Source organism: Pseudomonas sp. AMR01, from assembly GCF_041946035.1.
GTDB lineage: Bacteria > Pseudomonadota > Gammaproteobacteria > Pseudomonadales > Pseudomonadaceae > Aquipseudomonas > Aquipseudomonas antarctica_B.
Genome location: NZ_JAUTYR010000007.1, coordinates 150914 through 163560 on the forward strand (window position 1 = coordinate 150914; position 12647 = coordinate 163560).

The 12647-nt window shown below is 59.5% G+C and carries 11 protein-coding genes and 1 pseudogene; 6 read left to right on the plus strand and 6 right to left on the minus strand.

The features are described 5' to 3' along the window. Positions 1–336: 336 nt before the first annotated feature. On the plus strand, positions 337–1107 hold the full coding sequence (locus Q7C20_RS09630; protein WP_375066941.1) for a ParA family protein: 771 nt from the start codon (positions 337–339) through the stop codon (positions 1105–1107). Between the two features lie 484 nt (positions 1108–1591). Beyond that, the gene (locus Q7C20_RS09635) at positions 1592–1807 is read left to right on the plus strand and encodes a DUF6124 family protein (RefSeq protein ID WP_375066943.1); all 216 of its coding nucleotides are present in this window, start codon (positions 1592–1594) and stop codon (positions 1805–1807) included. A 130-nt stretch (positions 1808–1937) separates the two neighbouring features. Here the strand turns inward: Q7C20_RS09635 and trxC are convergent, their stop codons facing one another. Beyond that, on the minus strand, positions 1938–2372 hold the full coding sequence (gene trxC, locus Q7C20_RS09640; protein ID WP_375066945.1) for a thioredoxin TrxC: 435 nt from the start codon (positions 2370–2372) through the stop codon (positions 1938–1940). A 225-nt stretch (positions 2373–2597) separates the two neighbouring features. Between trxC and Q7C20_RS09645 the strand changes: the two genes are divergently transcribed. Both Q7C20_RS09645 and Q7C20_RS09650 read left to right on the plus strand, forming a co-directional pair. After that, positions 2598–2894, plus strand: a complete 297-nt coding sequence (locus Q7C20_RS09645) for a type II toxin-antitoxin system HigB family toxin (RefSeq protein WP_375066946.1) — start codon at positions 2598–2600, stop codon at positions 2892–2894. Continuing rightward, on the plus strand, positions 2891–3292 hold the full coding sequence (locus Q7C20_RS09650) for a transcriptional regulator (RefSeq protein ID WP_348058083.1): 402 nt from the start codon (positions 2891–2893) through the stop codon (positions 3290–3292). The genes Q7C20_RS09645 and Q7C20_RS09650 overlap by 4 nt, the downstream gene beginning before the upstream one ends. A 3-nt stretch (positions 3293–3295) precedes the next feature. On the opposite strand, the gene selO is transcribed toward Q7C20_RS09650, so the two are convergent. The 5 genes and pseudogenes from selO to Q7C20_RS09675 form a co-directional block, all read right to left on the minus strand. Next, a complete protein-coding gene (gene selO, locus Q7C20_RS09655; protein ID WP_375066947.1) occupies positions 3296–4759 on the minus strand; it encodes a protein adenylyltransferase SelO in 1464 nt (487 codons plus the stop codon). Positions 4760–4807: 48 nt separating this feature from the next. Further along, positions 4808–8191 (minus strand): mechanosensitive channel MscK, encoded by a 3384-nt coding sequence (gene mscK, locus Q7C20_RS09660; RefSeq protein ID WP_375066948.1) that lies wholly within the window; start codon positions 8189–8191, stop codon positions 4808–4810. 57 nt (positions 8192–8248) lie between these two features. Then, positions 8249–9991, minus strand: coding sequence for a potassium/proton antiporter (locus tag Q7C20_RS09665; RefSeq protein WP_348058089.1), 1743 nt, complete (start codon positions 9989–9991; stop codon positions 8249–8251). Between the two features lie 232 nt (positions 9992–10223). After that, positions 10224–11096, minus strand: a complete 873-nt coding sequence (locus Q7C20_RS09670) for a methyl-accepting chemotaxis protein (RefSeq protein ID WP_375066982.1) — start codon at positions 11094–11096, stop codon at positions 10224–10226. A gap of 30 nt (positions 11097–11126) precedes the next feature. Further along, positions 11127–11849: pseudogene (locus tag Q7C20_RS09675) on the minus strand (MCP four helix bundle domain-containing protein); the annotation flags it as partial. A 277-nt stretch (positions 11850–12126) separates the two neighbouring features. Between Q7C20_RS09675 and Q7C20_RS09680 the strand changes: the two are divergent. Together Q7C20_RS09680 and Q7C20_RS09685 are read left to right on the plus strand one after the other, a co-directional pair. Then, a complete protein-coding gene (locus Q7C20_RS09680; RefSeq protein ID WP_348058093.1) occupies positions 12127–12357 on the plus strand; it encodes a hypothetical protein in 231 nt (76 codons plus the stop codon). Beyond that, positions 12354–12647, plus strand: coding sequence for a cell division protein ZapA (locus Q7C20_RS09685; RefSeq protein WP_348058095.1), 294 nt, complete (start codon positions 12354–12356; stop codon positions 12645–12647). Before Q7C20_RS09680 ends, Q7C20_RS09685 begins: the two co-directional genes overlap by 4 nt.

The window sequence follows — 12647 nt, forward strand, 5'->3', positions numbered from 1 at the left end:
GCCCCTGCGGGCTTCCATGTGCGGCCAATGGCCCCGAATACCGGGACAGGGAGCAATAGCCGAATGGCGCGCATTATCCCGGTGCTGCGGGGTTCTAGCAAACTTTGGTAAAGAATTGTTCACGGCTGATTACAATTTTGTTGGGAGCATTTGCAGATTGTTCTTTACCAAGGGGGCCGATTGGGTTGTCGGACTGTTCTGTTGATGTGTCGGGAATGGAAGGCAGTCAGCGCGCAGATGCCCCGTGATGCGCCAATGCATCAATGAACGAGGTAGCTAACAGGCGCTTTTGCCCTCTACACTCGGAGCATCTTTGATACACGGAGGTTTTTCCCCATGCGGCGTGTGGTGTTCAATCAGAAAGGCGGCGTTGGCAAGTCCAGCATCGCCTGCAACCTGGCGGCGGTCAGCGCCAGTGAAGGCTATCGAACCCTGTTGGTGGACCTCGATGCACAAGCCAACTCAACCCAGTACCTCACCGGGCTGACGGGCAACGATATCCCGATGGGTATCGCCGAATTTTTCAAGCAAACCCTGTCTTCCGAGCGTTTTTCGAAGAAAAACCGGGTGGATATCTACGAAACACCGTTCGACAACCTGCACGTGATCACCGCGACTGCGGAGCTTGCCGACCTGCAGCCCAAGCTTGAGGCCAAACATAAGATCAACAAGCTGCGAAAGCTGCTGGATGAGTTGAGCGAGGATTACGACCGGATTTACCTGGATACCCCGCCAGCATTGAATTTTTACGCGGTTTCGGCGCTGATTGCGGCGGATCGTGTGTTGATCCCGTTTGATTGCGACAGCTTCTCGCGCCAGGCGCTGTACGGCCTGTTGGCGGAAATCGAAGAGTTGAAGGAAGACCACAACGAAGGCCTGGAAGTGGAAGGCATTGTGGTCAACCAGTTCCAGGCCCGGGCAACACTGCCGCAGCAGATGCTCGATGAGTTGATTGCAGAAGGGTTGCCGGTGCTGCCGGTGTACCTGGCCAGCTCGGTGCGCATGCGCGAGTCGCACCAGGAGAACAAGCCGCTGATCCACTTGGACCCACGGCATAAGCTGACACAGCAGTTTGTAGAGTTGCATAACTTGCTGGAAAACGCCTGAGCTCAATAGCCACACAAATCCCCTGTGGGAGCTGGCTTGCCTGCGATGGCATCACCTCGGTCTAACTGGCAGACCGAGGTGATGCCATCGCAGGCAAGCCAGCTCCCACATTTGTTTTGCATTTCTCCAGGGGGATTTGGATTTGTCCCACAGAGGCTGTAGGAAGGGTCTGGCAAGCGGGGCCATGCCTTGTCTCGTTGCCTACAGATAAGCCAGAATCGCCCGGCTTGTGCGTCTGGATGGGCGTCTCTAAGGTTCTCCGGTCGCTGAATGTTCAGTGATCGGGTTTAGTAGCCCAATCAGACGAGAGTATGTGCACCGTTCCAAAAGCTTGGCGCTTTATCGCCTATCTGATGGTGGCTGTGCGCAGGGCACCTTCGGGTGCGCCGGTATTGCTTTCGTTCCCGGTCTACTAACCTGCGTATAGCCGCCACCCTTCGTTTAGTAGCGAAAAAGGTGGAGGCCCTATCAGAGAACGAAAAGCATGTTATTCACCGTTAGCCCCAACCTCCCCACCGAAACCCTCGTACTCAACAGCTACGAGACCTTCTCGTCCGTGCGCACCTTATTACTCAACCTGTCCAACGACCTCACCGGCGAACACCGCGACGTGGCGCTGGCCATCCATCAACTAAGTGAACTCGGCGTAATGCTGGTCGGCCAAATGATGGACCGCGAAGCCCCGCTGTCTTCAAGTTAAAACGCGGTCCAAATGTGGGAGCGGGCTTGCTCGCGAAGGCGGTGTGTCAGCTACACATGTATTGGCTGACCCGCCGCTTTCGCGAGCAAGCCCGCTCCCACACGGGTCAACAGTGATCTTGAAATGTGTGTTAAACGCCCTGGCTTCGCAACCAGCTCATCAACTGCGGCAACGGAAACGCCCCACTCTGGCGCGCCACCTCACGCCCGTTCTTGAACAGAATCAAACTGGGAATCGAGCGAATCCCCAACTGCGCCGACAACTGCTGATTCGCCTCACTGTCCAGCTTGGCCAACCGGCACTTGCCCTCCAACTGCCCAGCCGCCTGCTCAAACACCGGCGCAAACGACTTGCACGGCCCGCACCAGCCCGCCCACACATCCACCAGCAACGGCAAATCGCCTTTGATCTGGCTGGCGTAGTCGCCCTGTTTCAACTCAAAAGGCTTGTTCAGCAAAACGGGTTGTTTGCAGCGCCCGCATTTCGGCGCATCACCCAGGCGCTCGCCGGGGATGCGGTTTAGGCCGTTGCAATGCGGGCAGGGGATTACAAAAGGTTCGGGCATGGTGGGATCCTATGATGTGGCCAATGGACTCTATCTGGAGCCGGACTCAGGGTTTATCAAGGCGACTTATCCACTCACAGTTTCGCCCGTGCTGATCCAGGGTCGCGTATCTAGGCTGTCTGAGGCTGTTCCGTTTTGAGCCATTGGTCTGTTCATGGGTATAGCAAATTGCGATATTCAGAATTCGGGTTTAACCTTCATAGCAAGATGCGATAAGGATGTTGCATGCGAGTGATCAGCGAGAAAAGGATTTGGGAAGCAAAGGAAAAGTGGCCGCGTTCAGCAAGTGCTTTAGATGAATGGTACCGACGGATAAAGCGCAACAGTCCGGCTGACTTCGCTTCTATGAAATGCATTTTTCCCGCAACGGATAAAGTCGGGCAGCTCCATGTATTCGACATTGGGGGAAACAAGCTGAGGCTAATAGCTTTCGTGCGGTACCAACAGCAACGAATTTACATCAAGTATCTGTTAGATCACCGCGGCTATGAACGGGACAACTGGAAGGAGAAAATCAGATGAGCGCACTCATTCGGCTCGCTGCTGAACATTGGCAATTTGTTTCACCTTTGCTGCGCAAGCCTAAAAACGAGGCGGATTACGACGTGCTGGTAACTGCTCTCGACGAACTGCTGGATCTGATCGGGGAGGACGAGTCAAACCCGCTGATGAGTCTGGTGGATATTCTCAGTGATTGGATTGAAGCCTACGATCATGAGCACCGCCCGATGCCCGTTGCCAGTGGTGCCGACGTGCTGCGCGCAATGATGCGCGAGCACGGCTTGAACCAGAGTGATCTGCCAGGTGTAGGCACACAGTCGGTTGTTTCGGAAATTTTGAGTGGTAAGCGCCAGCTCAACCTGCGGCAAATTCGGTGGCTGGCGGAGCGGTTTGGGGTGTCGGTTGAAACCTTTATTTGAGGTTTACGACGAACAGCTGATCTCTAAATGCTTGCCCCAATCCGGTGGCCGCTGGGCGTATTGCTCCATACCCGGCTGTTCTTCAAACGGCTTGCTCAGCACCTCATGCAGCCGCCGTACTTCGCTGTAATCGCCTGACTCGGCAGCAGCGATGGCGTTTTGCGCCAGATAGTTACGCAGGATGTACAGCGGGTTCACCGCGTGCATCCGCGTGCGGCGTTGTTCTTCGCTGTAGTCGCCATCTCGCGCAACACGGGCCTTGTACAGTTCAGCCCAGGCATCAAACCCGGCAAGGTCGACGAAGTCATCACGCAAGCGCGCCACGGCCAGTGCCGCCGACTCATCACCCAGGCGCCGGAAGAACAGCGTGTAATCCACGCCACTGTTCTGCATCAGCTTCAATAACTGCTCGACCAGTTTCTGGTCATCGTCTTCAGCGGTGGTCAGCCCCAGGCGCCGACGCATCAGGTCCAGGTAATGCGCCTGATACAGCGGCAGATACAGGCCCAGCGCCTCTTTCAGCGCATCCACGCTGATAAACGGCGTCAGCGCCTGCGCCAGCGCGCTGAGGTTCCACTGGCCGATCGGCACTTGATTGCTAAACGAGTAACGCCCTTCATGATCGGAATGGTTGCAGATGAAGTGCGCGTCAAAATCATCGAGGAACGCAAACGGCCCGAAGTCGAAGGTCATGCCGAGGATCGACATGTTGTCGGTGTTCATCACGCCATGGCAGAAGCCGTAAGCCTGCCATTTGGCGATCATTTCGGCATTGCGCTCGACAATTTCGCGGAACATCGCCAGGTAGGGTTCGGGCTGTTCGCGACATTCGGGGTAGTGCAGGTTCAACACGTGTTCGGCCAGCTCGGCCTGCTGCTCGGGCTTTTTGGTGTAGTAGAAATACTCGAAATGCCCGAAGCGGATATGGCTGGGCGCCAGGCGCAGGACCATCGCGCCGCGTTCCTGTTTTTCGCGCCACACCGGCGTGCTGGAGCCGATCACGCACAAGGCGCGGCTGCTGGGGATGCCCAGCGCGTGCAGGGCTTCGGAGGCGAGAAACTCACGAATCGATGAACGCAGCACCGCGCGGCCGTCGCCCATGCGTGAGTACGGCGTCATCCCGGCACCCTTGAGGTGCAGGTCCCAATGCTCGCCCGCCGCGTTGTACACCTCGCCGAGCAACAACCCTCGGCCATCCCCCAATTGCGGTGTGTAGCCGCCGAACTGATGCCCGGAATAGACCATCGCCCGCGGCTCCGCCTCGGCCCACAGCGTGTGCCCGCTGAACAGTTCGGCGAACACTGGCGTTTCGGCCACGGCGGGGTCGAGGTCGAGCAGGGCCATGGCGGCGTTGCTCGCCACCACCAGGCGCGGTTCGTCGAGGGGTTCTGGCAGTACGTGGGTTGAGAACGCGTCGCCCAGGCGTGCGAAGCGGTTGTCGAAGGTCAGTTCGTCGAGGGCTTTCACCGGCCATCTCCAGCAGAATGTCCGAGCATTCTGCTGGGGATAGGCGCGTTAGTCGAGTTTGCTCGGCGGCGGTTCCGGCGCGTCCTCGACTTTGCCGGCTGGCGGCTCAGGCGCGTCAGGTTGCGGAGCAGGCCCGATGATGGTCTTGCGGTCATCCTCGGCAGGCACCAATTTGTATTCCTGCCCATTCATGTTCTTGAGGTACACCTCCATCTGCCGGAAGGAGATGTTGATGTGCTGTTTCTTGAACTCACTATTGATATAGCGGTTGACCTCATCCAGCACCGGGTTGCGGTCACCCAGGTCGCGCACATGCATGCGCAGTTCGTGGTCGAGGGTGCTTTCGCCGAAGTTGAGGAAGTACACGTGGGGTTCCGGGTCTTTCAGCACCCGTGGGTTTTCTCGCGCGGCCTTGAGTAACAGTTCCTTCACCAGGTCCAGGTCAGAGCCGTAGTCCACGCCGAGTTTGAGCGTGACGCGGGTGATGGTGTCGGTCAGCGACCAGTTGATCAGTTGCCCGGTAATGAACGTCTTGTTCGGAACAATGATGTCCTTGCGGTCAAAGTCGGTGATCGTCGTGGCGCGGATACGAATCTTGCTCACGGTGCCCGACAAGTTGCCGATGGTGATGGTGTCGCCGATGCGCACCGGGCGTTCGAACAGGATCATGATGCCGGAGATGAAGTTGGCAAAGATCTCCTGCATCCCGAAGCCCAACCCCACCGACAGCGCTGCCACCAGCCATTGCAGCTTGTCCCAGCTCACGCCGAGGGTCGAAAGCGTCGACACAAAGCCCACGCCGGCAATCACGTAAGACAACAACGTGGTGGTGGCGTAGGCACTGCCCTGAGCCAGGTCCAGCTTGGACAACACCAGCACTTCCAGCAAGCCGGGCAAGTTGCGCGCCAGGGCGAAGGTGATGCCGACGATGATCGAGGCGCCGAGCAAATCGCCGATGCTGATCGGCACCATGCTGATGTTGGCGCCGGTGCCGCTGGTGTATTCGTACAGGGTCACGTTGTCCAGGTAGGAGAACACGGTGATCAGGTCTTTCCACACCCAGTACAGCGCCGCGATGAAGCCGCCGAGCAGTGCCAGGCGGATCAGGCGCATCGACTGTTCGTTGACCTGTTCGATGTCCAGGGTCGGCTCTTCAATTACCGCTTCGCCGTCACCGGCTTCCTTGGCAGCCTGGCGTTTGGCCAGGGCGCGCGCGTAAGCCAGGCGCCGCGCGGCAACGCCCAGGCCGCGTACGAAGGTGGCTTCGATCACCAGCCAGAACATCAGCAGGTACAGGGTGTTGATCAATCGGTCGCTGAGCTTGAGCGCGGTGTAGTAGTAGCCAAAACACACGGCGATAAACAGCGCGACGGGCAGGGCGGTAAACAACAGCCCCACAAACTTTCGGAACAGCGAGGCTTTTTCGTGGGTCGGGCTGTTCAGCAGCAGGCGGCCGAGCAGCCAGGCCATCAGTGCGTAGCAAGTCAGCACAACGCCGATACCCAGCACGTCGTCGGCCAGCGCCGCCGGTTGGTGTTCGGCGATGGCTACAACCGCCACCAGAGCCAGCACCACCAGCCCGAGCTTGCGTATCCAGCCCTGGAGAAAGGCCACTTGTGGGCGTTCCCAGCGGAAATGCAATTCCGCCACGCCGCCCGGAGCGAGAATCCGGTAGGCGGTGTAGAACACCAGCCACGCTTGGGCAATCAACAGCAGCGCCGAGCCCAGGTTGGCGTTTTGCCCACGGGCGTCGATCTGCAGCGCATAGCCGCACAGCGCCAGGCCGAGGGACACCGGCATTGCCAGCAGGATATTGATCAGGATGGCTTGCGGCGTGTGCCACTGGCTGTCGCGCTTGAAGTGACCGATGTCCAGGTGGACCTTGTTCAGACGCTGGTACAGCGCTTTACGGCGCCATAGCAATGCGCCGATCAACAACAGCAATGGCAGGAACAGCAGCGGGCGCTGGGTCAGGCCGTCATACAGTTCGCTGACGCTGGAAGCCCACGGCAGCGTGGTGACTTGCTTGCTCAAATGCGAGGGGACGGTTTCCAGCCACTCGGTGTCCAGCGGCTTGTTGCTCGGGATCCAGAACATCTGTTCATCCAGCGTCGCGCGCAAGGTGGTCGCGGTGCTGAGCAGTTGTTTCTGGTTCAGTTGCAGGGTGATGGATTCGTTGAGCAGCGCGCTCAGTTCACGGCTCAGGCGTTCCAGCAGGTCGCTGCGGGTGATCGCCAGCTCCAGCAGGGTGCGGCGCAGCTGTGGGGTGACGTCTTCCGGCGGCTGGTTGGCCAGCAAGTTATCCACATAAGCGCTGGGCGAGCTGATCAACTCGCGCTGCTGATTGATCTCGAACTGGTACAGGCGAATGTTGGCGATGTCGTCCGCCAGGTCGCGGTCCACGGTGAGGCGCGGCAGGGCCTGTTTCTGTTTATAGAGAATCTTGGAGAGCAGCAGGCTGCCCCGCAGCACGTTGATTTGCTCGTCCAGGGCCGAGTCGCTCTGGGTTACGGTGTCCAGTTGTTGCTTGGTCTGCAGGTTTTTCTGGGTCAGGTCATTGAGGCGGTCAGTGCTTTTGAGCAGGTAATCGGACAGCTTCAGGTTGGCCGCGCTTTCTGTGGCCAAAAGGCTGCTGCCACCGGATTTTTGCGCTTCGATGGACTGCTGAGTGACGGTTTGCTGGGACTGCGCCAGGCGTTTCTGGTTGATCAGGGTTTGCAGGTCCTGAATTTCTTGTTCCAGGCGCGCGGTTTTCTCCACCACCAGGTCGTGCTGGCTGTTGCCCAGGTCTTGCAGTTGGCTGTTGCCGGCCAGTTCCTGGCGGCGCAGGGGGATCAGCGCGTTGAGGGCGGCAAGCTCGGCGTTCAACTGGTTGCGCTGGTCAGCGCTCAGGGCCTTGCCGTTGTCTTTGCCGGCCTTGAGGATCGAGTTGATCTGCTGGATGCGCGTCTGGCTGCTGCTGATTTCGGTCTGGGCGCGCTCGGGGCGGGTTTGCGCGGCGATGGTCAGGCTGTTGGCTTCGGCCAGTTCCTTTTGCAGGTCGCCTTGCTGGGTACTGCGTTGCACCAGTAATTGCTCAAGCTGCGGCACCGGCAGAGTGGCGTAGCGTTGGGCCACCGGGACGATTTTGGTGGCCTTGAGCCGTACCAGTTCGCGCTGGTTCTCGGCGGTTTGGCGCGGGGCCTCTTCGAGCTGATGCTTGAGGTCGACGAGGCGCTGCTCGTAATCCTGCTGGTTACCCAGGTAGGTCAGGGTTTGCTGCAGGATCGCTTGCAGCGCCTTCATGTCGGCGTCGGGTAGCTTGCGGTCGGGCAACTTGTCCAGGGTTTGCTGGATAGCGTCGGCGCTGGGCGGGTCGGCGGCGTATACGTTGCCGACGCAGAGAGTCAGGCCCAGCAGGGCAGTGGCTAAAAAGGTGCGCAGAATTGTCATGGGTACCGGTCGAGCAAGGTGAAGAAGGTGGGGGGCGTGGCGCCACAGCCCCGCAGTTTAGAGGAAGAGTCCGGGGCCCGGGCGACTTCCTTCGGGGAATTTGACGCCGACTTTTCCGATCTTGTTCCCGTCCATGACCGCAACGGTCCACAGGGTGTTGTTCCACTCCACCTGGTCGCCGACAACGGGTGCGCCGCCGACCTTCTGGGTGATGAAGCGGCTCAATGGCATGTCCGGGTCGATGCCCTCGAGCTTGAGGCCATACAGGGCGGAAACCGCGCCCAGCTGGGCGTCGCCTTCGAGTACGAAGTCGCCGAAGAAGCGTAAATCGAGGCCGCGTTGCGGTGCCTGGCTGAACAGTTTGCCCAGGGCCGGCAGGTTGTGTTCATGGCCGATCACGCAGAGCAAATCGCCGACTTCCAATACCGTACTACCCGACGGATGGAGCAGTTGCTGGCCCCGGAACAGCGCGGCGATCCGCGTGCCTTCGGGCATTTTCAGCTCGCGCAGGGCGGCGCCGATGCACCATTTCTCGGCGCCCAGGCGGTAGACAAACAGCTCCCACTCGCTGGTGACGTGCACTTCCAGCGCCGCGCGGGAAATGGGCGCTGGGTCCGGCGGTACCGTCACTTTCAGCAGTTTGGCCACCCACGGCAGGCTCGTGCCCTGCACCAGCAGCGAAACCAGCACGATAAAGAACGCCAGGTTGAAGTACAGCTGCGCATGGGGCAGGCCGGCCATCAGCGGGAACACCGCCAGAATGATCGGGACCGCGCCGCGCAGACCGACCCAGGCGATAAAGGCTTTTTCGCGACCGTGGAACGCCTTGAATGGCAGCAGGCCGACCATCACTGAAAGCGGCCGCGCGAACAGAATCATCCACAGGGCGAGGCCCAATGCTGGCAGTGCAATGGGCAATAAGTCGTGAGGGGTGACCAGCAAGCCCAGCACCAGGAACATGCCGATTTGCGCCAGCCAGGCCATGCCATCGAGCATATGCAAAATGCCATGACGGCTGCGCACCGGGCGGTTGCCGATGACCAGGCCACATAAGTACACGGCGAGGAAGCCGCTGCCGTGCAGGGCGTTGGTCAGGGCGAACACGAACAGGCCGCCGGCGATCACCAGGATCGAGTAGAGGCCGGCGGCGAGGTTGATGCGGTTGACCATTTGCAGCATCAGCCAGCCGCCACCCAGACCGATGATGCCGCCGATGCCGAACTCGCGCAGCAGGTGAGTCAGCAGGCTCCAGTGCAAGCCGGTTTGGCCGCTGGCGAGCATGTCGATCAGGGTGACGGTGAGGAACACCGCCATCGGGTCGTTGCTGCCGGATTCGATTTCCAGGCTGGCGGACACCCGTTCGTTCAGGCCCTTGCCGCCGAGCAGCGAGAACACCGCCGCGGCGTCTGTGGAGCCGACAATCGCGCCAATCAGCAAGCCTTGAATAATATTGAGGTTGAACAGCCACGCCGCCGCCATGCCGGTGAGGCCGGTGGTGATCAACACCCCGACCGTGGCCAGCGATAACGCGGGCCAGAGCGCCACGCGGAAACTCGACACCCGCGTGCGCAAGCCGCCGTCGAGCAGGATTACGGCCAGGGCGAGGTTGCCCACCAGGTAGGCGGTCGGGTAGTTATCAAAGATGATGCCGCCGCCGTCGACGCCAGCGATCATGCCCACGGCGAGGATGATCACCAGAATCGGGATGCCCAGCCGGGACGAAAGGGAACTCACCAGAATGCTCGCACTCACCAGCAACGCGCCGATCAAGAACAGGCTGTTGATGGTCGTCGCATTCAAAGGCAGTACTCCGGAAGCAGGGAAGACGAGGCACAAACTGACCATGCAGTCTGCGTGCCAGCGATTCTAACCTGTTGAATTGCTGCGCTGTCAAAAAGCTTTTGTGGGTTGGCTTAGATCCAATGTGGGAGCGGGCTTGCTCGCGAAGGCGGTGTGTCAGTCACTGGATGTGTATCTGATACGCCGCCTTCGCGAGCAAGCCCGCTCCCACATTTTTACCGCGTTGTGTCAGTTAGAGGCGGAAGCGTCCTACCATCCCGTTCAGGTCCACCGCCAGGCGCGACAGCTCGCTGCTCGCCGCGCTGGTCTGGCTGGCGCCCGTGGCCGATTGCACCGACAGATCACGGATATTCACCAGGTTGCGGTCCACTTCGCGCGCTACCTGCGCCTGCTCTTCCGCCGCGCTGGCGATGACCAGGTTGCGTTCATTGATCTCAACAATCGCGGTGTTGATGGTTTCCAGCGAAATCCCTGCGCCTTTGGCGATATTCAGCGTCGATTCCGCGCGTTCGGTGCTGTTGCGCATCGAATCCACAGCGTGTTCGGTACCGGCCTGAATACTGCCGATCATCCGCTCGATCTCGCTGGTCGATTGCTGGGTGCGATGGGCCAGCGCGCGCACTTCATCAGCCACCACGGCAAACCCGCGGCCTGCTTCACCCGCCCGCGCTGCTTCAATCGCCGCGTTCAAGGCCAGCAGGTTGGTCTGGTCGGCGAGGCCGCGAATCACGTCCAGCACCTTGCCGATATCGCGGGACTCATTGGCCAGTTCGCCAATCAAGGTGGCCGTGGCCTGCACGTCGCCGCTCATGCGTTCGATGGCGCTGACGGTTTCCTGCACCAGGTCACGGCCATCGCCGGCCGAGGTGGTGGCGTTGCGCGACGCTTCGGAGGTGCTCACCGCATTGCGCGCGACTTCTTCGACGGCGCTGGTCATCTCGTTGACGGCGGTGGCGGCTTGTTCGATTTCGTTGTTTTGCTGGGTCAGGCCACGGGCGCTTTCGTCGGTGACAGCGTTCAGCTCTTCGGCGGCGGACGCCAACTGGGTAGCCGAGCCGGCGATGCGTTGCAGGGTGTCGCGCAGCTTGTCCTGCATCTTGGCCATGGCGGCCAGCAAGCGGCCAGCTTCGTCGTTGCCTTCTACCTTGATCGGGCGCGTGAGGTTGCCTTCGGCGACTTCTTCAGCCGCTTCCAGTGCCAGGGAAATCGGCACGGTGATGCTGCGGGTCAGCAACCAGGCAAACAGCATGGTCAGCGCCGTGGCGACAATGAGCAGGCCCACGACAAGGCTGAAGGCGGAATCGTATTGATCCTTGGCCGCCTGATTGGTGGCCAGGGCCATTTTGCTGTTGATCTCCAACAAACGGTCCAATACGGCGTTGATCTTTTCGGAGTTGGCCAGCAATTCGGTATTGAGCAGCGTGCGCAGCTCATCCAGTTGGTTGGCGCTCGACAGCGTCTTCATGCGCTCTTCAATCTGGCGGTACTGGGCGAGCAATGGCAGGTATTCGTTATAGGCGGCGCGTTCTTCATCGCCCTCAATCAGCTTTTCGTACACCACTTGGGCCGCACGAATCTGCTGGTTACGTGTTTCAAACGATTGCAGGGTTTTTTGCTGTACGTCCGGCTCGCGGTTGGTCAGCAGGCGGTAGGACAGCACGCGCAGACGCAGGGTCAGCTGAGTGAATTCGTCCAGGGCGCGAATGCTCGGCACGCTGCTCAGGGTGATGTCGTCGGTGGCCGCGCGAATCTTGCTCATCTGATTCAAGGCAAACACACCGAGAAACAGCATCAGTGCGCCTATAAAAGCAAAGCCGAGGAACGCCCGCGGAGCGATATTCATATTACGTAGGGACATGCTGAGATCCTGCAAGGACCGCGATCCGTGCGGGCTTCAAATGAGAGTGTGTAATTTCTATCGGCGATGCGACTAAAGTCTTAAACCCGTGCGCGCTTTTGTCGCATCTGACGAGGGGTTTGGCCGATTCAGGAACCAGATGGGGTAAATGCAGTCACTAAGGCTCGAAAGTGCGGCCCGGCCCTTAAAAAACGGGCTGTACGCCAGGGATAACCCTGGCATCCGAGGTGAATATTCTTTATCGTCACCGCCCTTTGAAAAAGCCCGAGAATTCAAAATGTTAGAAGCATCCCTCAGCCAGCTTGAACAGCTTGTTACTGACCTCGTACAGCACAATCACGACCTGTTGAGCAGCAACGAATCCCTTAAGGCAGAACTGGCCCGCGCCAGGGATGAAAACGACAGCCTGCAACTGAACCTGATGGAGCAGGAAGAAAAGCACGGCGCCACCGCTGCGCGTATTCAAGCATTGGTTGAGCGCGTGAGCGCAGGGCCTGTCAGCGCATGAATGAAGGGATAAAGGTCGTTTCGATTCTCGGTGAGGATTACTCAATCAAGGCGCCGGAAGGGGAAGATCAAACCCTGCTGCACGCGGTGACCATGCTCAAGGCCTCCCTGGCCACCACCAAGAAAAAGTACCCGACCCTGATCGGTGACAAATTATTGGTACTGGCCGCGCTGAACCTGTGCGCCGAGCAGATCGAAATGAAAAAGCACCACCAGCAGGAACTCGACCGTTACCAAGAGCAAGTCAGCGCCACGGTCGACGTAATTTCCAAGGCGATCGGAGCGCCTTAG

What these genes read in the sequence shown, in the direction of transcription:
- trxC (WP_375066945.1), bottom strand. Translation starts at nt 2,372, where the DNA reads ATGCCCGAACCTTTTGTAATCCCCTGCCCGCATTGCAACGGCCTAAAC.
- Q7C20_RS09630 (WP_375066941.1), top strand. Translation starts at nt 337, where the DNA reads ATGCGGCGTGTGGTGTTCAATCAGAAAGGCGGCGTTGGCAAGTCCAGC.
- Q7C20_RS09635 (WP_375066943.1), top strand. Translation starts at nt 1,592, where the DNA reads ATGTTATTCACCGTTAGCCCCAACCTCCCCACCGAAACCCTCGTACTC.
- Q7C20_RS09670 (WP_375066982.1), bottom strand. Translation starts at nt 11,096, where the DNA reads ATGGCCAAGATGCAGGACAAGCTGCGCGACACCCTGCAACGCATCGCC.
- Q7C20_RS09680 (WP_348058093.1), top strand. Translation starts at nt 12,127, where the DNA reads ATGTTAGAAGCATCCCTCAGCCAGCTTGAACAGCTTGTTACTGACCTC.
- Q7C20_RS09685 (WP_348058095.1), top strand. Translation starts at nt 12,354, where the DNA reads ATGAATGAAGGGATAAAGGTCGTTTCGATTCTCGGTGAGGATTACTCA.
- Q7C20_RS09645 (WP_375066946.1), top strand. Translation starts at nt 2,598, where the DNA reads ATGCGAGTGATCAGCGAGAAAAGGATTTGGGAAGCAAAGGAAAAGTGG.
- mscK (WP_375066948.1), bottom strand. Translation starts at nt 8,191, where the DNA reads ATGACAATTCTGCGCACCTTTTTAGCCACTGCCCTGCTGGGCCTGACT.
- Q7C20_RS09650 (WP_348058083.1), top strand. Translation starts at nt 2,891, where the DNA reads ATGAGCGCACTCATTCGGCTCGCTGCTGAACATTGGCAATTTGTTTCA.